We start from the raw sequence: 19,129 nt of genomic DNA, 5'->3' as shown, positions 1-19,129 counted from the left end.
GGCTTGCTTTTTTGATCTTGGCATTCATCTGGCTCATTATTTCGTGTTACGCGGTACAATCCCATGAAAGAGTCAGGTTCTTAATTTCTAGTTTCTCCTGGTGTATGAGTGCGTCGCCAACGGAGAAAACCGTAGACACCCGCAGCTAAAATCAATAAATAAGGGGTGTAGACTATTAACCATATACCTAACTTTAATAGCCCAACAGTCAAGCTGCCTAGAGATTGGGTCGAATTGTTCCAAGTTTCTCTACAATGCCAGTCACTTCAAAGACACTGGGAGTTTGATGATGACACTGAAGCCTGACTTTCAAAAAATGAGTCGAAAAGAACTCAGAACTTATGTTCTAACTCACCGTGAGGATGAAGAAGCTTTACGGATATATATGGCACGACTACAAAATGAACCTGGTGTAATTCGACAAAGCGGCGGACTCAATGAGCAGGATCTCAAACAGTTAGAGCAGCTAATCAAGGCACGAGTGAGTGATGCTTAATTTTGTTATGCGATCGCACTCATGATTTCTTGTGATCAACACTCTGCTTTTCCCCACTTTCTCACAATTTGTCCTTAGCGTTGGAGTTCACGAGTGCGTCGCCAACGGAGAAAACCGTAGACACCCGCAGCTAAAATCAACAAATAAGGGGTGTAGACTATTAACCATATACCTAACTTTAATAGCCCAACAGTCAAGCTGCCTAGAGATTGAGTCGAATTATTCCAAGTTTCTTGAATTTGTGAACCTAGCGCACGTTGGGGACTGTTACTAGATACAGCTGCTTCTAGATTTAAGGTAATGGTGGAGTAGGCGACTTGATTTTGCAAGCTTTTGAGTTGAGCGTCAATTTGCTCAATAGATTCTCGGACTCGACTGAGTTCTTGAGCAACACTCAACACATCGCGCACAGAACCAGCCCTGTCCATAATTTTTTGTAAATTTACTTCGGTTTTGCGGAGATTAGTTAATCTAGCTTGGATATCCACCAAGCGATCGCCTACATCCTCGGCTGTAATATTACGACTTTCGATTGTACCTAATTTAGCTAATTCTTCTAAGGTCGGTTCTAATAAGTTTTGCGGCACTCGCAACTGTATAGATGCAGTGTGACGGAAATTTTGTTTTGTGGGCTGCATTTCATTTAACCCAATCAAATCACCTTGCTGTTTTGCAATAATCTGTGAAACTGCATTAATGCTGTTTTCGACAGAGTTCACCACAATTGTCATTGTGGCTTTTTTGATTAATTGGGGACGCGCCCTGGTGACTGGTGCTGCTTCTGCTTGGGCGACGAGATTATTAGCCGTTGGTGCAGCTTGCTCTTGGCTGGCAATTGGCGGTAATGATTTAGTAGAAAAATCTTGAGCAGCACAGCTAGTAAAAACAACCCCTCCTAGTAAAGCACCCACAAGTAAGGTTGATTTGCGTGGTAATGGTAAATCAAAAGTCATAATTCGACCTCGGAAAGATGAAATTAATTTCAGTATTACCGAGGAAAGTTTTATTATTGGATTTGTTGCAATTTATGTAACCAGTATTTTGCTGAATCTGTCTATGTGAGACAAATCACAGGAGCTACCCGACAAGTAAAATACACTCGAAAATATGGTGTAAAAAAATACCTATTTTTAAAAGATGAATTTTGTAGAGTTACTTTTAGTTCTAGCGACAGTGCTGAATGTCGGCAATAGCAATATAATTACCGTTAAAAATGATACAGGACAAATTCAGACAGTAAAACTTGCTTGTATTAATTTACCCGCAACAAAAAAACCAGATAATCTAGCAGCAACCGAGAAACTCAACCAATTATTACCAGCAGGTAGTCCTGTAGTGATTAGAAGAGTTACAGAAGATGAAGGCGATCGCATTACAGGCGAAATCTTCGTAGATAATCAATCAGTCAATCTCCGCTTAGTTGCCGAAGGTAACGCAGTTATTGACCAAGATACTATCTACTACTGCTCAGAAACTAAAACTCAATATTTAATTGCCCAAGCCAATGCTCAAAATAAACGACTAGGAATATGGCAGCAAATTAATCCAGACACAACTAAAAAAATCCCAAGATAACTATTGATTGGGAAGAATTTAGGAGTCAGAAGTCAGAATGATTAATAAATTGTTTTACTAGAGGCAGATGCTCATAGTTTCAAACTACGAGTTATAGCAATCTTAAATGATTTATCAAAATCATTCTTCCTTGTTTCCCTTGTCTACCCTGTCTTCCTTGTCTCCCTTGTCTTTTGTGTTCACATATTAAATACCAAATGCGAACACGCCTGACTTCTGTATTCTGAGGATTACAGAGAAATTTTCATGCTTCGGAGCTTATCTGTGGTTACACAATTTACGGTAAGATCAAAAACCTGCCTATAAATAATTGTGATGCTTGCTGACAGGAGATGCTTCTATGGCCCGGATGTACTATGACGAAGATGCCAATTTAGACCTTTTGGCTGGAAAAACTATTGCTATTATCGGCTATGGTTCCCAAGGTCATGCTCATGCCCTGAACTTAAAAGATAGCGGTTTGAATGTGATTGTGGGGCTATATCCTGGCAGTAAGTCAGCACAAAAAGCTGAAGCTGCTGGCTTAACCGTGAAAAATGTTGCCGATGCAGCCAAAGCGGCTGACTTCATCATGATTTTGTTACCTGATGAAGTACAGAAAACAGTTTACAAAAACGAAATTGAACCTAATTTAGAAGCTGGAAATGTAGTAGCGTTTGCCCACGGCTTTAACATTCACTTTGGGCAGGTTGTACCACCTGCTGACGTAGATGTGGTTATGGTAGCACCCAAAGGCCCTGGTCACTTAGTGCGCCGGACTTATGAACAAGGACAAGGCGTACCTGCGTTGTTTGCGGTTTATCAAAATGCTAGTGGTCAGGCACGCGATCGCGCTATGGCTTACGCTAGAGGTATTGGCGGTACTCGTGCTGGTGTCCTCGAAACCACCTTCCGCGAAGAAACCGAAACTGATTTGTTCGGCGAACAAGCCGTATTATGTGGTGGTTTGAGTGCCTTAATCAAAGCTGGTTTTGAAACCTTAGTCGAAGCTGGTTATCAGCCCGAATTGGCTTATTTTGAATGTCTGCACGAAGTTAAATTAATTGTTGACTTAGTTGTAGAAGGCGGTTTAGCCACAATGCGCGATAGCATCTCCAACACCGCCGAATATGGTGACTACACTCGCGGCCCCAGAGTGGTTAACGAACAAACCAAAGCCGAAATGCGGAAAATTCTCCGCGAAATTCAATCAGGACAATTCGCCCGTGAATTCGTTTTAGAAAATCAATCCGGTAAACCAGGATTTACCGCTATGCGTCGTCAAGAAGCCGAACACCCCATTGAAGTAGTCGGTAAAGACCTACGGGCAATGTTTAGCTGGCTGAAAAAAGTCTAACTTCGGTTCATTCACACGTAAAACGGGTCATAGTAGAGACGCAGTTTAATTGCGTCTCTGCGTCAACATAGTATTAAGACAAACCACACCAAAAGACTTTTCAGAATACTCCAATATCTCCCTTGTCTCCATTGTCTACCTTGTCCCCCTTCTCCCCTAACATCCCAAGTCAACCTTAATCTTCCAATAAACTCATCAACGCTTTAATTTCTGGGTCTTCTGCCTCAGATAGCTGACGGCGTAATTCTAAAATTTGATGGTTTAATGCTTCCGAAGTATAAAGCAGATTTGATGCTTGAGCAATTTTTAATTGACTTTCCTTAATTCTGATTTTTCTAAGCAGTTCATCGACAGCATAGACATCATAATCTTGAGAAATCATAGCCTTAGATTTATAAAAAATTTTTAGTAGTTTAAGTTAAACTTGGCGTTTGTATTATTGATTAGTCCGTATTGCTTGAGATTATACATGGTTGAGATGCAGATTGCTCATACGGTTGATTACATTTGATTAAGCTTGTCAATCCGATTTTACGTATATATTTTTACACCAACTTTACACAAACTTCACTCACAGAAATAGATTAACCAAGAATGTAGATTTCCTTGGTAATGCTATGATTGCACGTCATCATCAAGATGAACTGTGTGATTTACTTAAGTACATTCCTGGGAGTATTTGTAAAAAATACATGAATTTACGGGAACAGGCTTGATTTTTCTCTCAGCTATTATTTATATTTACTCTAGACGGTTAATCACTACTTAATCATCCAACTAAACTTCTTCAAGCTTAAAGCCTACTTAACTGTGTAAAGTTTATACAAACAAATCATCTCAATTCCAAATTGAACTAGGAATTGATAAATATTGCAGAGATGCTGTTTTTTATGTCTCTACAATAATTTATGTGTTCCTAATATTGTTGAACTTGCTCAAGATTCAACTAAATTTTTATTGCCTAGATTCCTGATTACAAATCATAGGTTGATAGTATGCAAGATGTTTTAGAATATATTAAACACCAAGAAAAAAAGTTTTCTGAATTACCGTTTTTTCAATTTTTAACCAATAGTAAAATAGACCCGGAACAGCGATTAGTCTGGTTTCCTTGTTTAGCTCATTTTGCTATGAGCTTTAAAGATTTAAATAATGATATTCTCAAAGATGAGTTGAGTGATCATCCACTCCAAAAAATCATTAACCAGCAGTCAGTAGAAGATGGTAGTCACTGGAAATGGTATCTCAGAGATTTAGATACCCTGGGAATTGATCAGGTAATGCGCTTCAGTGACTTTCTCAAATTTATTTGGAGTGAAAAAACTATCAAAACGCGCCGTCTATCTAATAATTTAGTAGCAATGTGTCGTTATGAAAATGACATCTTACTAAAAATAGTGATTATTGCCGCAATAGAAGCTACAGGAAGTACCGCCCAACGCGCAATGGCGCAGGTTGGTGATGAATTACAAGCTGTAAAAAATAAAAAATGTTTTTACATTAGTCAGCACCATGTAAATGTAGAAAATGAGCATTTTCAATTTGCCAATGAAAATTGTCTGCTCAATATTGAATTAAGTGCAGAACAGAAAGCTAAAGCCTTAATTCTAGTAGATTATGTTTTTGATAGCTTTACAGAATGTATGGATGGACTAATACAATTTGCTAATCAACATAAATTTAAAGAATTGGTAGCTAAACCTAAATATGCTCTACCTAGATAAATACAAATTTATCTGCGGTTACTAGATTAATCAAGTTGCTCAATTTTTGCTTTGCAATGGCGAATTATAGCAATCCTAAATGATTTATTGGTATAGAAGATGATGAGAGCATAACTTATGACCTTGCTTAAAGTAAAATTAATTTTAGAAGAACATAAAGGCTTTGAGCGTTTTTGGAGATATCTAGTCAATCAAAAGCTGTAAAAGCCAGTAATATACAAGATGATTGATACCTTACTTGCACCATCTCTACCAAATTATTATGTAGAACGTCTCGAATACAGCCGAGAGTTAAAAACTCGTCTGCTGAAAAATTCATCAGATGTAGGTGCTTTGGTCGTGACAGCTATTGATGGCTTGGCTGCGGTTGGTAAATCTACCCTGGCAATGGCTTTAGCACATGACCAAGAGGTGCAAGCTCATTTTTGTGACGGGATTCTCTGGGTAACTTTAGGTCAACAGCCTAATCTTTTATCGCTGCTTAGTGCTTGGGTACAAGCATTGGGGGACTACAACTTTAAACCCATCAGTGTGGAAGCAACTTCCAATCAACTGCGTACATTGTTGTATGAAAAAGCTGTGCTGCTAATAATAGACGATGTTTGGAATATAGAGGATGCACAAGCATTTAATGTTGGTGGAGCTAGCTGTCAAGTTTTGGTAACAACCCGCGATGCAGAAATCGCCGAAGCTCTCGGAGCTAACCCCCCATGTTGTTTGGATGTGATGGAACCATCCCAAGCAATGGAACTGCTAACTAAAAAATTAGGACGCGCGATTACTGCTATAGAATATCAGCCAGCGCAAGATTTAGCTTCATCCGTTGGTTATTTCCCTTTGGCGTTGTCATTGGTAGCTGCTGAAATCGCCAGTTGTACAACTTGGACTCAATTATTAGAGGATTTTCAGCAAGAGGTAGCGCGATTAAAAAATCTTAATCGACCAAAAGCAGAAGAAATTACTGATGAAACCATTTTAAAACGCTTGTGCTTAACAGCATCATTAAATTTGAGTCTCAAGCGAATGCCTAAAGAAGAGCAGGAGCATTTTTCTTGGTTGGGGGTATTACCGAAAAATGTTACCATCACTAAGATGATGGCAGCGACTCTATGGAAAATGGATATATATGATGCTGCTAAGACATTGGAATACTTAGAAAATAAAGCAGTTTTATCGCCTGGAGTTCCTTTAAAAGATGGGACACCAACGTACCGTTTACATGACTTATTTCATGACTTAGCACGTAATTTGTTGACTGCTCCACCAAACTCAGAGGATGAAGATAATCTATCGGGTTTGGGTATAACTTTAGCCTCTGCTCACGCTACTTTTTTGGAGACTTATCGAAATAAAACCTCTAAAAATCTTTGGCATACCTTACCCAATGACGGGTATATCCATCAGCATTTAGTTTGGCATTTGTCCAAGGCTCAAAAGGTAGAAGAAATTCACGAATTATTACGAGAAGATTCAGAAACAGGAGGTAATGGTTGGTACGAAGCTTGCGATCGCTTGTCACAAACTGCCAATTTTGTAACTGATGTTGTTCGTGCTTGGGAATTGGCAGAAAACTCCTGGACTGAAACAACCTTGGCTCAAGTTATTGGGTTGCAGTGTCGCTATGCTTTAATTATTGCATCCCTTAATAGTTTAAGAGTTGATTTACCAGTAGGGCTGCTGGTTGCGTTAGTTGAAAAAAATATGTGGACTCCTGAGCAAGGACTCAGTTACGCAATACAAAGCTCGAATCCATCACAGAAAGCAAACTTGCTTACACAGCTAGCCAATCATTTGCCATCAAAGTTAAAAGAATTAGCACTGTCGAAAGCTCTGGCTGCTACTAGGGAGATTGATACCAGGGGGGCTGAGGATGAAGAGTTTCGCGTCTTTATTATAAGTAGTTTGGCTGTTAAACTGCCACCAGAATTATTATCAGAGGCTCTGGCTGTTGCTAGGGAGATTCATTTTGAGAGCTATCGCGCCGATGCCATAAGTAGTTTGGCTGACAAATTGCCGCCAGAATTGTTACCAGAGGCTCTGGTTGCTGCCAGAGAGATTCAGGATGAGGAGTTTCGCGCCCAGGTACTAGGTAGTTTGGCTGATAAATTGCCAGAATTGTTACCAGAGGCTCTAGCTACTGCCAGAAAGACTGAGGATGAGTTTAGGCGTGCTCGAATTCTAAGTAGTTTGGCTGATAAATTGCCACCAGAATTGTTACCAGAGGCTGTGGCTGCTGCCAGGGAAATTCAGGATGAGGAGAATCGCGCCGAAGTACTGGGAAGTTTGAGTGATAAATTGCCGGAATTGTTACCAGAGGCGTTGGCTGCTACCAGGGAGATTGAGTTTGAATCAAGTCGCGCCTATATTCTAAGTAGTTTGGCTGATAAATTTCCAGAATTATTACCAGAGGCTCTCGCTGCTACCAGGGAGATTCAGAATGGTTATAATCGCGCTGATATTCTAAGTAGTTTGGCTGATAAATTGCCCCCAGAATTATTACCAGAGGCTCTCGCTGCTGCCAGGGAAATTCAGGATGAAATGTATCGCGCCCAAGCCTTAAGTAGTTTGGCTGATAAATTGCCAGAATTGTTACCAGAGGCTCTCACTGCTGCCAGGGAGATTGAGGATGAAAAGTATCGCAACGATGCTCTAAGTAGTTTAGCAAATAAATTACCACCAGAATTGTTATCAGAGGCTTTAGCTGCTGCTAGAGAGATTAAGGATGAGAAGTATCGCGCCCATATTCTAAGTAGTTTGGCTGGTAAATTGCCAGAATTATTACCAGAGGCTGTGGCTGCTGCCAGGGAGATTCAGTTTGAGTCAAGTCGCGCCCAAGCCCTAAGTAATTTGGCTGATAAATTTCCAGAATTATTACCAGAGGCTCTGGCTGCTGCCATAGAGATTCAGGATGAGGAGTATCGCGCCCAAGCCTTAAGTAGTTTGGCTGATAAATTGCCACCAGAATTGTTACCAGAAGCTGTGGCTGCTACTAGGGAGATTGAATATGGAGAGTTTCGCGCCTCTATTCTGGGTAGTTTGGCTGTTCAGTTGCCAGAATTGTTACCAGAGGCTGTAGCTGCTGCTAGGGAGATTGAGTATGATGCGTTTCATTCCGATGCTCTAAGTAATTTGGCTAATAAATTCCCAGAAGTGCTACCAGAGGCTCTGGCTGCTGCCAGGGAGATTCTGAGTGAGCATTGTCGCGCCGATAGCTTAAGTAGTTTGGCTGATAAATTGCCACCAGAATTATTACCAGAGGCGGTGGCTGCTGCCAGGGAGACTGAGGATGAGTACTATCGCGCTTATATTCTCAGTAGTTTAGCTGATAAATTCCCAGAATTATTACCAGAGGCGGTAGCTGCTGCCAGGGGGATTCAGGATGAGTATCCTCGCTCCTTAGCCCTAAGAAGTTTGGCTGATAAATTGCCAGAATTATTACCAGAGGCTCTGGCTGCTGCCAGGGAAATTCAGGATGAGTACTATCGTGCCAACGCCTTAAGTAGTTTGGCTGATAAATTGTCACCAGAATTGTTACCAGAGGCTCTGGCTGCTGCTAGGGAAATCCAGGATGAGTACTATCGCGCCAATGCCTTAAGAAGTTTGGCTGATAAATTGCCACCAGAATTGTTACCAGAGGCTCTGGCTGCTGCTAGGGACATTCAGGATGAAAAGTATCGTGTCGATGCCTTAAGAAGTTTGGCTGATAAATTGCCACCAGAATTGTTACCAGAGGCTCTGGCTGCTGCTAGGGACATTCAGGATGAAAAGTATCGCGTCGATGCCTTAAGTAGTTTGGCTAATAAATTGCCAGAATTGTTACCAGAGGCTGTGGCTGCTGCTAGGAAGATTCAGGATGAAGAGTATCGTGCTGATGTTCTAAGTGATTTGGCTGATAAATTGCCAGAATTGTTACCAGAGGCTGTGGCTGCTGCTAGGAAGATTCAGGATGAAGAGTATCGTGCTGATGTTCTAAGTGATTTGGCTGATAAATTGCCAGAATTGTTACCAGAGGCTGTGGCTGCTGCTAGGAAGATTCAGGATGAAGAGTATCGTGCTGATGTTCTAAGTGATTTGGCTGATAAATTGCCAGAATTGTTACCAGAGGCTGTGGCTGCTGCTAGGAAGATTCAGGATGAAGAGTATCGTGCTGATGTTCTAAGTGATTTGGCTAATAAATTGCCAGAATTGTTACCAGAGGCTGTAGCTGCTGCTAGGAAGATTCAGGATGAGAAGCATCGCGCCCAAGTCCTGAGTAGTTTGGTGAATAAACTTTTACAAATACAAAAAACTCAACTTTTTTGTCTCTGGGGAAAAACTCTTCACATCTTATCTGTTTACACTCGCCCAGGTTTACTTAGTGATATAAGTATATTAACTCCAATTATAGATACTTTAGGTGGCGAACAAGCATTGAGAGATACAGCTTCTGCTATCCAAGATGTTTCACGGTGGTGGCGATAAAATTTAAAAATCGCTCTCTGAGTCAACATTTATTTATTTTTTGGTAAAAGCTGAAGCTTCAAAAGTTGGCACTGTTCTTTATATTTTTTACGCATAGCTTCCCTTTCCGATTGGTTAGGGATTTCTGCCAGTACACGCTCAACATTCTTTTTATCACAGTACATTTGCCGCATTATCGGAATCCATGTTGCATTCCAACCATCTTGCCCAGTCATGCGCTGCGAAACAGGCTTACCAATATTCGCAAGTGCCACAGCCTTCTCTAAGTCTGCTTCACTATCCCAAAATTGAATACTTTCGGTACGCTCGTCAAGCAAAAAGTAACCCTCAGCCGCTTGACCTGTAACATGCCTGCGATAATATCTCCACCATTGAACTTGGGAAGCTAAAGTTTTACGCTGGTTGCTCATTAAACAGGTGCCGCACTCATCTTTGTATGGGTCACTGTGGGTAATAAAATTACCGTTGGCTGTTGTCACTTCCCATTCTGCAAATCCCACTGTAGCCATTACAGATTGAGGTAATGCGATTACAACACTACCGAATATACCAAGTAACAACTTACGCATAATTAACTAATTATTTAGACATTATTTTAAAGATAATGTTTAATATAGCCGAGCCAATTTTCATCTGGTTTGTGCTTTATGATAACTTCTTATTTGGGCAAGGTCAGCACATCTCAAACCCTGCAATTTTACATTACTAATCTTGCCAGTGATGCTAACAAAATTGGTAGTGCGATTCGACAGCATTGGGGTATTGAAAATTCTGTTCATTGGACGCTATACCATTTTGGATTTTAGATTTTAGATTTTGGATTGGGTAAGGGTTGATCGGTAGGCTTTTGAGTCATCCATCTGTCGCAATCATTTTTTAATTTGGTATTAGATGTCACTTTTAATGAAGATGAATGTCGAATTCGTTCTCTGCACAGTCCACAGAATTTTTCTTTGCTACGTCGCATTGCTCTTAATGCCTTAGAGCGAGAATCCTCTTTCCGCCGCAGTATTCGCCAAAAGTCTCGGCGAGCCGCTATTAATGATCAGTATATGCTTTCTGTGTTGGCCGCATCTCTCCCCAATTCAATCCTCTCCTAGAATCCCACTGTCAATAGGTTTTGAGACGCGCTAACCCTGCTATATCTGTAAGGAAATTTCTATTTTTGTTTTTTATTTGTGCCATTTTTTAAGGCCTGTGCTAATTGTTCTGTACTCAGGTTACTTAACAAAGTGATATTGAGAGGTGCTTGATTAATATATTGAGCATAAGATGATTGTAAATAAGGGCGATATTCTGCATTATTTAAGAGATTTGTTTCCATAAAAGCCACACTTAATGCTTTTAAATATGAATAAACGGGTTCTGGCTCTGGCCCTAATAAACCGGTTGGTACAGGTAAAACATTATTTTCTGGAGCAGGTTCTTGTAGTGCAGAAAAATGGGTAGCATTTTCAATTAATACTAGATATTTGTTAGGTTCAGTTAGCCAAGTAAAGGGACGAATCTGTTCGGGGATGGCGGGGGCAAAAATATCTTGGCTACCCGTGACTATCATTGCGGGAACTTTGATTTCACTGATGCCATTTTCGCCTAAGACTGAACTGTTAATTGGATTAATGGCCATCACTGCTTTAATTCGCGGATCTTGTAGTGCATAATCTGTTTCGGATAATTCAGCAGCTTGACATTGCAGTAATAAAGATAAATTCAAGGATCTATTGGGATAACAGTCTCGACGCAACTGAGCAAAGTTCAGTTTAGCTCCGGCTAAAGTCAATACTGTATAACCACCAAAAGAATGTCCAATGGCTCCAACTTCCTGAAAGTTGAGTTTTCCTCGTAGCTGAGGATTAGATGTTTCTAAGCTTTGGAGTTCATCAAGGACAAATTTGACATCTAAGGGACGGTCGATAAATTCTCGTGGTTGTGGTGGCCCTGCTAAACCAGCAAAGTATTTTTGAAAGCGTTGGGCGTTACTACCGGGGTGTTCTAATACGGCGACGGCGAAACCATAGGAAACTAAATGTTCTGCTAGATAAGCTAAAGCATAGCGGTCTGAAGCTAACCCATGAGAAATCACAATTAAGGGAAAAGGCTTTTGGGTTGTGACTTGTGGTATGTAAACATCTAGTGGTAGACGACGATCGCGTTTAGTGTCATTTAACTCAAAGTACAATTTTTGCAACGGCAATTTTCCTGGCTGGCGTAAATCTGGCTTTTGCGAAAAATCTATGTTTGCGTTGCTAGATTCAGCGATCGCTTGTTGTTGCAAATATGCCACAACTGCATCTCTATCTTTGAGTAATTCTGATAAATTGTTGACTATCTTAATTCCTTCGGAGAAATTTAATTTAATCGTGGGCGAAGGAAACTTACGTATGATATTGACAACCGTTAAACCTTCTTTAGAATCTGCCGCAGCTAAAATCAAAGCCGCCCGCACAGCATAAAAACCATTTTGGCGAGATTCTGTAAGTAACAATTCTCCTAAACGTTGTACAACTTGCTCTCCGATGGGGGAATAAGTAAACTGTGAAACTAAAGTAGGTGTGGCACTAAATCGCTGTTGTAAAAGCTCTCGTAGTTGCGCCAGTTGTTCCGGTGTGGCACGCTGGGCATAAATGTCTAACTCTCCAGTAATTTTGCCTTCTTTGGCGAAGGTTTCTAGCGCATCTGTGGATAACGAAAATTCTCCAAAGGGGGGATAAAATAAGCTAATACGTTCGGCTCCCCAGCTAGGAGCAGCTGATAAAACAGTGGATAATAGCCCCAAACCCAAGTATTTCAGCAGTTTTTTCATAAGTTATTGCTAAATGGAGAATTATCAAGGTTATATTAGGATGCGATCGTTAATATAGAAGGTTTTGCCAGACAAAAGTGAAATATCACCAGAAATAATACTTCGGTGGTATCTGACTATTCATCGACTGTGAGAAAACTTTGGTGACAAGACTATGTTTGCAGTCAAGCTGACTCTACACATCATCCAGATAGCTATAACAAAATTTCCAGATGCAAACATCAGATTCAGAAAGCACTCAAATCACTTTTTACGACTATCTGAAATAACTGATTACTCTTGTGCCAATTTTAGTAGAGTTTCAAAGACCTGCTTTTGCAAAGATTCATCAGGAACTCCTAAACCAAAGATGCGGACGAAGGTAAGACCTTCAAGTGCTAGACGAATTACAGTTGCTATTGCTGGATCGATTCCACTGTTTTCGATTTGCTGTTGCCAATCAGCTAAGTGTTTCTGCACTGGCTCAAGTAATTCTGGATTTTCGGCGATCGCAGCTAGAAAACTAAAATGAATAGCGATCGCTTCAGCATCAAACTTTTTAAATGACCTGATATAAGCCCTCAGCCAATGTCCAGGTGTATCGGGTGCATCATCTTGCTTTAATTCATTCTCTAGTGATAGTGTCTTTTCATCAATTAGCTGTTGCAACATCCCAGAAATCAAGGCTTCTTTGCTAGGAAAGTGGTAAAGCAATCCACCTTTACTGACACCTGCTTCACGAGCGACAGTTTCTAACGTCAGAGCCTTGAAACCAGATGCTACCATCACTCGCCCTGCTGCTTCTAACAATGCTGTACGGGTAACAGACGCAGATTTTGTTTTTTTATTAGCAGTCATAGCGTTGAATTAAGGAGCTAGATAAATTGTCTTCACCAGACAATTTATCTAGCAATGAGATTTTTTGTGAATTTAGGTTTCTGCCATTAGTTTACCGTTTAGTTGGTAGACTAAATTTAGTGTACCGTCTGGACGGTAATGCGTCAACTAAATGAGTGAAAAAGTTTGGTCGTTTTTTGAGTAATGAGTAAGGATTACAGGGCTTACGCAAAACGTAGACGCACTCTTCGGCTACCCGCAGGGTAGGAAACTATATAAGAGTTTGAGAGAGTTCTTACATAAGTCCTAGTAAATACTCATTACTCATTACTCATTAATAATCTTTGCGAGTAAGTCCTGTTAGTGTCAGCAATAAGCGCGATAATGGATATAGAACTCAAGTTAATCTTATGTCTACAGTTTCCTGCTCCAGTTGTGTCGTAATTCTCAACCAACAACAGGAACAAAATATGTCTCACCAACAGCAGTGCCAAAATCAGCCAATCAACCACAGTCAAAGTACTGTTAAAAATTCTACAGTGGTAAAAAATGGCCGGGTTGTTGTCATATCTGAACAAGCACAATCTCAGCAGACTAACGAATCTCAAAACGCATAAAACACGGGTTAGGAAATTTGTTATTTTTTAGATTGCGACGTTAGTCTTTACGAAAATAATAAAAATCTCAGTTTAATATCGGTATTTTTGACTAATTCCTTAAATTTACCTTTACGAATTTAGTTTAAAATTACTCTGGGGCTTAAGCTATTACACGGAGACGCACATAATTTTAGATATCTTTTGTGTTGGTGGTTAACTGCTTACTATTAACAGATAATCATCAAGTAACATCATGGGAAATTATGTAATTTAAAGCTTAATAGCTACAGAAAAATACTTTCTCAAAAAGCCAAGTTTTAGCTCAATCACTTGAATTTAACTACACCAGAGGCAGATAAATGAAAAGTTTATTGTTGGGAATAGGAGCTACCTTATTTTTTGCTTCCAATGCTCATGCAGCCACCCTCATATATAATGAAGCTGTTGATGGTGACTTATCTGGCGACAACTTAAACCCAACACTAGTGAATCTTTCAGTTGGTTCTAACAGAATTAGTGGTTCTACCACTGGTAATAATAATCCCGTTCTGGACAGAGATTTCTTTACCTTCACTATTCCTGCTGGTCTTCAATTGCGTCAAGTTATCTTAACTACTTATACCGGGCTAGATGGTACAGGGGCAAATCAAGGATTTTTAGCAGTCCAAAGAGGTTCTCGTATTACTAGCCTAATTAATAATCCTCCATTACTAGGTGCAGCTTTAATTGGTGCCGCGCCTGGAACCCAACAAGGAGATAATGTCTTAGACGACTTAGGTACAGCAGCATCAATTCAAGGAAACAACTTTGTGGGTTTTCCTAGCGGTAGACTTGGCGCTGGTACTTACACTTTCTGGATACAGGAAACAGTTGGTGGGATACAGAACTACACCTTAGATTTTGTTACCACAGTTCCCGAACCATCAACTATTTTCGGTATTGCTGCTGTAACGGGTTTGGGTACTTTAATCAAAAGGAAGAAGCGTGGGCAGAAAGCGACAATAGATCAATAAAGTTTCTCATCAGTGTGGAAATTCACCTTTTTATAGATCCCCTGATTGTAATGATGGGGATTTTCTTATTCTTGATTGCCTTTGAATGGCGATCGCATAATTATTCTGCTTGAGTAGACGATTTTAAAATATAACTAGCTAACTCACAAAATCCTGCGGCTTCAGCTGCACTGGTGACGTAAATTGGTCGATTTTGTAAGCGACTGGCGTATTTTACGATATTCGCTACACCCACAGAAACAGGAAAATTATTGGCTGCAAATAAACTCTCATCATTGGGACTATCACCAACAGTGACAACTTGTGTGGGTGAGTAGTCAGGCCAATGTGCTTGTAATACTTGCAATAAACCTACAGCCTTATCTTGACCTTGGGGTTTGATATGACACTGCACTGTACTGTAAGTAAATCCCCACCCCATTGATTCACAGAGATTACCTAAAGTTTGTAATTCCTCTACAGTTAAAGCCGCGACATCGAATGTCCAGTCTGTGAGGCGAAAACGATTGTCCGCAGATTCTTGAATTTGGGGAAATTTCTGTTTTAATTCGGCAAAAACGGCTGCTAATTGTTGGCGGTGCAATGTTAAGTCAGGAATCGCAGTTAAAGCAATGGGCTGTTCACTACCCTTGGGATAGAAGATACCACCATTTTCAGCGATCGCACCTGCAACCGGCATTAAGCTACTAATTCCACTTACCCAACCCGCAGAACGTCCTGTGACAATTAATACATCAACTCCAGATGCTGTTAATTCTTCTAACGCTTGTAATAACGCAGTAGAAAACTTTCCTTCCTTGGTTAGAGTCCCATCCATATCAGTAGCAATCAGGCGGATATTACTCCAGCAACTAGATGCAGCTTGAGATATAGGAATTAGATTTAAATAATACATATTAGTAACTGTATATACGCAGTTTATAAAAAGCTGTTAAAAATACTAATAACACAGCAATATGACCTTGAGGATTTGGGCATTCTAAACAATGACAAGTAAATTTATTGTTACCATGCTAAATCCTATACTTCTGGCGCAATCTCCACCAGCAAAAACAAAAAAAGTTACTCAAAAACCAGCCGCTAGTGAACCTTCCCCAGCACCGCCCTTTTTATTAATTACCTCTGGAGGGCTGGCTGTAGCGGTGATTGGGTTGATTGTGTTTGGCAAAATCCAGATGACTAAGTTAGAGAAAAAAATTAAATTTGAAAAATTCCGTGCTAGAGAGCTAGAGAAAAAGTTTAAACTGGCGCTAGACACAATCCGCAAAATGGAAACTAACCCGGATTTGGTAAACTCACGGGACTTCAACCTCGATTATTTACGGATGCGGATGTCTGAAGAAGTATTTCATTTTGCGATTCTGAACCAAATTAAAATCAGAGTCAAAGATAAAATTTCTCAAGCTTTGCGTCCCAACCAATCTCAACAAGGGACTGTGGGAATAGCCAATAGTGCAGGGCGACAGGTGGATGAGATTTTTGATGTTGAATATGAAAGTGGTACACCGCCAAACATTGCGAAACGGGTGCTATTCCGCATTCAAGTTAAGCTGATGAAGTTACCCACCCAAGCAACTTCCGCCACAATTAGCCAAATTATTGATTGCATCGAGACTTATCTTAGCCCGATGGACGATGAAGATACATGGCAACCGACAATTCAAGGTCGCCTTGCTACTATGCACTGGGATCAAAAAGCTAAACCCACACCATTACTAGTGTTAGAACAATCCAATGATGGCGTAAATGTCACGTTTCGGACTAGTCGCCAAGCAAATGCCCCAGCTAAATAGACTGGGAGTCGTGAGTAGGGAGTAGGGAATAGGGAAAGAAAAAGAGTCTCTTGTATCAACTACAAATTGGTATAGCCATAGCCAAGGTAGTTAAGACATTTGTCAATGATCAAATCTAGATAGCAAATGTCACCGTTCGACTAAAGCTCACGGCAAAAGCCTGTTACCTGTCCCCTACTATGTATGTTATGCTTTTTCGCTCCATGCTCCAGCATCGTAACTAATAACGGCGCTTTGGGAGTCACGGGCTAAAAGGCCGTCTTCCATTTCGACAATCCGATCAGCTATGTCTAAAATCCGGTTGTCGTGTGTTACTAACAAAATGGAAGTTCCTTGTTCTTTGGCGAGACGCTGCATAATTTCTACAACATCACGCCCTGATTGTTTATCTAAGGCGGCAGTTGGTTCGTCTGCTAACACTAGTGGCGGATTGTTCACTAGGGCGCGAGCGATCGCAACTCTTTGTTTTTGTCCCCCAGATAAGTTATCAGGATAGTAATTAACTCGGTTCTTTAAGCCAACAGCAGTTAGCATGGTTTCTGCTTTGGCGATCGCATCATTTTGACTGACTTTATCATTCAGTTCTACCGCCATTTGGACATTTTGCCGCGCAGTTAAAAATCCTAGTAAGTTGTGCGCCTGAAAAATATAGCCAATGTTACGCCGAATTTGTACTAGTTGAGTTTGGCTAGAGCCGAATAATTCTACACCCAAAAATTTTAAATTACCTTCTTGGACAGACCTTAAACCGCCAATCAAACTCAGTAATGTTGTTTTACCTGAGCCAGAAGGGCCTGTCATAATCACAATTTCTCCTGGATAAATTTCCAGGTTAATGTCAAATAAAATCTGTCTTTTTAGTGAGCCTTTGCCATAGTAATGATTCAGATTTTTAATGGCAATTACAGGTTCTTGTCTCATGTTCAGTTGTTGTTTAGAAGTTGATAATTGCTTCTCGGAACTCTAGAGCCTGTCTGCAAATTATGAGTAAGAATTCAGGAGTCAGAATTCAGAATTCAGCATCATAAATCAATCAAGAGTTTGCCAGATGAAAGTTTTGATAGTCTTATAGTATTAGTTATCAAACTCTTATTAACTTTGGCTTCTGGATTCTGTATTCTAAGTTCTTACAGTTATAGTGACAGTTTAAGCATTAAATATATATCATTTTGATAATAAAAACTGATTGCTTGCTACATATTTATCAAAATGATTTAGAAAATATCAGCCGGGTCAGCAGAACGTAACTTGCGTACAGCGATCGCACCAGATATAAAACACATAATCATGGTTAATATTAATACCGAAACTGCTCTGTCAAAAGTCATAAAAATTGGTAAAAGTGTAGCATCTTTGGCTTTTTGATACATTAAAATTGTAAAAAATAATCCAGGTAAATATCCCAAACAAGCTAATAATAAAGCTTCTTGTAAAATCACTGTTAACAAATATTTTTGTGTATAGCCTATAGCTTTTAAAGTTGCATATTCGGATAAATGGTCGGACACTTCTGTATAAAGAATTTGGTACACAATTACAGTCCCGACAATAAAACCCATAATTGTTCCTAAACTGAAAATAAAGCCAATGGCTGTACTACTTGCCCAATAATGACGTTCAAAATCGATAAAATCTTGTTTAGTCAATACATTCACATCTTGGGGTAAATATTGGCGTAAATCTTTCGCTACAGCCTGAACATCTGCTCCTGGCTTGACTTTAATTACGCCAATATCAATTAAGCCTTGCTGACGGGTATTAAAGATACGTAAAAAATTAACATCGCTGGTAATTAAGTTACCATCCGCACCAAAAGATGTGCCTAAAGTAAACAATCCGACTACTTTAATTTTGCGTCTTCTGAGTTCGGCAGTGACAGTTTTACCTTGATCAAAATCAGAGGCGATCGGCCCATACTCCTGCCTAGAAGAACGGTCAAATAAAACTACATCAGGTAGCTTTAATCTGTCGAGATTTTCAGAAACTCCAGGTAAATTAAATAAATTAACTTCCGGGTTAATGCCAAACACAAGTAAAGTACGTGACCGCCCTGTGACTGGATTTTTCCAAGCAGTGTAATCTAAATATATGGGATGTACTGATTGTACTGTTGGCAAATCCAAAGCTTTATATAACCGCCGTTGCGAAAAGCTTTTCATAGACAAAATCGCATTAGATTGGCGGTTAATTAAAACAATGTCACCATTTAAACTACTATGTAACTGCACGTTACTGTAATAAAGTGCATCTCGGAAACCGAGTTGGGTAAACATCAAAATATCAGCAAAAGCAATCCCAGCTAAAGCTACGGCTAATCGCGTTTTATCTCGCGTCATTTGTAGCCAAGCGAGAGGTATTTTTTGAATCATGTTATTTATCAATGGTCTTCTGGAATAAATCAGATTAGTAACTGTTCATCTGATCAATGTGTATTTTCACAAGCTAGGGCGGTAGTCAGATATGTGAGGAAATTTTGAAAGCTGGAATGCCAGGAATAATCAAACTTTTACCTC

At 39.9% G+C, this 19,129-nt stretch carries 18 protein-coding genes and 1 pseudogene; 10 read left to right on the top strand and 9 right to left on the bottom strand.

Annotated elements, in window-relative coordinates:
* Positions 1-80: 80 nt before the first annotated feature.
* A complete protein-coding gene (locus tag H6G79_RS37305) occupies positions 81-212 on the bottom strand; it encodes a hypothetical protein (RefSeq protein ID WP_277877233.1) in 132 nt (43 codons plus the stop codon).
* A gap of 74 nt (positions 213-286) precedes the next feature.
* Between H6G79_RS37305 and H6G79_RS11000 the strand changes: the two genes are divergently transcribed.
* A complete protein-coding gene (locus tag H6G79_RS11000) occupies positions 287-496 on the top strand; it encodes a DUF6887 family protein (RefSeq protein WP_396019793.1) in 210 nt (69 codons plus the stop codon).
* A gap of 74 nt (positions 497-570) precedes the next feature.
* Here H6G79_RS11000 and H6G79_RS10995 read toward each other — a convergent pair whose 3' ends face one another.
* Positions 571-1,449 (bottom strand): DUF4349 domain-containing protein, encoded by an 879-nt coding sequence (locus H6G79_RS10995; RefSeq protein ID WP_190588681.1) that lies wholly within the window; start codon positions 1,447-1,449, stop codon positions 571-573.
* Between the two features lie 184 nt (positions 1,450-1,633).
* Between H6G79_RS10995 and H6G79_RS10990 the strand changes: the two genes are divergently transcribed.
* Entirely contained in the window at positions 1,634-2,071 is a 438-nt protein-coding gene (locus H6G79_RS10990) for a thermonuclease family protein (protein WP_190588680.1), read from the top strand.
* A 340-nt stretch (positions 2,072-2,411) separates the two neighbouring features.
* Positions 2,412-3,407 carry a ketol-acid reductoisomerase gene (gene ilvC, locus H6G79_RS10985; protein ID WP_190588679.1) on the top strand — a complete coding sequence of 332 codons (996 nt, stop codon included), beginning with the start codon at positions 2,412-2,414 and terminating at the stop codon, positions 3,405-3,407.
* Between the two features lie 175 nt (positions 3,408-3,582).
* On the opposite strand, the gene H6G79_RS10980 is transcribed toward ilvC, so the two are convergent.
* The gene (locus H6G79_RS10980; protein ID WP_190588678.1) at positions 3,583-3,789 is read right to left on the bottom strand and encodes a hypothetical protein; all 207 of its coding nucleotides are present in this window, start codon (positions 3,787-3,789) and stop codon (positions 3,583-3,585) included.
* A gap of 613 nt (positions 3,790-4,402) precedes the next feature.
* On the opposite strand from H6G79_RS10980, the gene H6G79_RS10975 reads away from it, so the two are divergent.
* Both H6G79_RS10975 and H6G79_RS10970 read left to right on the top strand, forming a co-directional pair.
* Positions 4,403-5,131 carry a hypothetical protein gene (locus H6G79_RS10975; protein ID WP_190588677.1) on the top strand — a complete coding sequence of 243 codons (729 nt, stop codon included), beginning with the start codon at positions 4,403-4,405 and terminating at the stop codon, positions 5,129-5,131.
* Positions 5,132-5,353: 222 nt separating this feature from the next.
* Positions 5,354-9,592 carry an NB-ARC domain-containing protein gene (locus H6G79_RS10970; RefSeq protein WP_191049354.1) on the top strand — a complete coding sequence of 1,413 codons (4,239 nt, stop codon included), beginning with the start codon at positions 5,354-5,356 and terminating at the stop codon, positions 9,590-9,592.
* 29 nt (positions 9,593-9,621) lie between these two features.
* On the opposite strand, the gene H6G79_RS10965 is transcribed toward H6G79_RS10970, so the two are convergent.
* Complete coding sequence (locus tag H6G79_RS10965; RefSeq protein ID WP_190588675.1) at positions 9,622-10,161, bottom strand: hypothetical protein; 540 nt, start codon at positions 10,159-10,161, stop codon at positions 9,622-9,624.
* Between the two features lie 78 nt (positions 10,162-10,239).
* Between H6G79_RS10965 and H6G79_RS10960 the strand changes: the two genes are divergently transcribed.
* Together H6G79_RS10960 and H6G79_RS10955 are read left to right on the top strand one after the other, a co-directional pair.
* Positions 10,240-10,398, top strand: a complete 159-nt coding sequence (locus H6G79_RS10960; protein ID WP_190588945.1) for a transposase — start codon at positions 10,240-10,242, stop codon at positions 10,396-10,398.
* An 81-nt stretch (positions 10,399-10,479) separates the two neighbouring features.
* Positions 10,480-10,692, top strand: a pseudogene (locus tag H6G79_RS10955) (transposase); the annotation flags it as partial.
* A 59-nt stretch (positions 10,693-10,751) separates the two neighbouring features.
* Here H6G79_RS10955 and H6G79_RS10950 read toward each other — a convergent pair.
* Together H6G79_RS10950 and H6G79_RS10945 are read right to left on the bottom strand one after the other, a co-directional pair.
* Positions 10,752-12,395 carry an alpha/beta hydrolase gene (locus H6G79_RS10950; protein ID WP_190588674.1) on the bottom strand — a complete coding sequence of 548 codons (1,644 nt, stop codon included), beginning with the start codon at positions 12,393-12,395 and terminating at the stop codon, positions 10,752-10,754.
* 273 nt (positions 12,396-12,668) lie between these two features.
* The gene (locus H6G79_RS10945) at positions 12,669-13,232 is read right to left on the bottom strand and encodes a TetR/AcrR family transcriptional regulator (protein WP_190588673.1); all 564 of its coding nucleotides are present in this window, start codon (positions 13,230-13,232) and stop codon (positions 12,669-12,671) included.
* Positions 13,233-13,621: 389 nt separating this feature from the next.
* Here H6G79_RS10945 and H6G79_RS10940 point away from each other — a divergent pair, with 389 nt between their 5' ends.
* Both H6G79_RS10940 and H6G79_RS10935 read left to right on the top strand, forming a co-directional pair.
* Positions 13,622-13,828, top strand: coding sequence for a hypothetical protein (locus H6G79_RS10940; protein WP_190588672.1), 207 nt, complete (start codon positions 13,622-13,624; stop codon positions 13,826-13,828).
* Between the two features lie 341 nt (positions 13,829-14,169).
* Entirely contained in the window at positions 14,170-14,823 is a 654-nt protein-coding gene (locus H6G79_RS10935; RefSeq protein WP_190588671.1) for a PEP-CTERM sorting domain-containing protein, read from the top strand.
* Positions 14,824-14,923: 100 nt separating this feature from the next.
* Here the strand turns inward: H6G79_RS10935 and H6G79_RS10930 are convergent, their stop codons facing one another.
* Positions 14,924-15,718: an HAD family hydrolase gene (locus H6G79_RS10930; RefSeq protein WP_190588670.1), complete on the bottom strand. Its 795-nt coding sequence runs from the start codon at positions 15,716-15,718 to the stop codon at positions 14,924-14,926.
* A 115-nt stretch (positions 15,719-15,833) separates the two neighbouring features.
* On the opposite strand from H6G79_RS10930, the gene H6G79_RS10925 reads away from it, so the two are divergent.
* Complete coding sequence (locus H6G79_RS10925) at positions 15,834-16,616, top strand: hypothetical protein (protein ID WP_190588896.1); 783 nt, start codon at positions 15,834-15,836, stop codon at positions 16,614-16,616.
* 186 nt (positions 16,617-16,802) lie between these two features.
* Here the strand turns inward: H6G79_RS10925 and H6G79_RS10920 are convergent, their stop codons facing one another.
* Both H6G79_RS10920 and devC read right to left on the bottom strand, forming a co-directional pair.
* Complete coding sequence (locus tag H6G79_RS10920) at positions 16,803-17,537, bottom strand: DevA family ABC transporter ATP-binding protein (RefSeq protein WP_190588669.1); 735 nt, start codon at positions 17,535-17,537, stop codon at positions 16,803-16,805.
* Positions 17,538-17,830: 293 nt separating this feature from the next.
* Positions 17,831-18,985, bottom strand: a complete 1,155-nt coding sequence (gene devC, locus H6G79_RS10915; RefSeq protein WP_190588668.1) for an ABC transporter permease DevC — start codon at positions 18,983-18,985, stop codon at positions 17,831-17,833.
* Between the last annotated feature and the right edge of the window lie 144 nt (positions 18,986-19,129).

Source organism: Anabaena sp. FACHB-83 (genome assembly GCF_014697485.1).
In the GTDB taxonomy this organism is placed as follows: domain Bacteria; phylum Cyanobacteriota; class Cyanobacteriia; order Cyanobacteriales; family Nostocaceae; genus Nostoc_B.
Note: the sequence above shows the minus strand (reverse complement) of the source record. Positions and strands in the feature narration are given on the sequence as shown.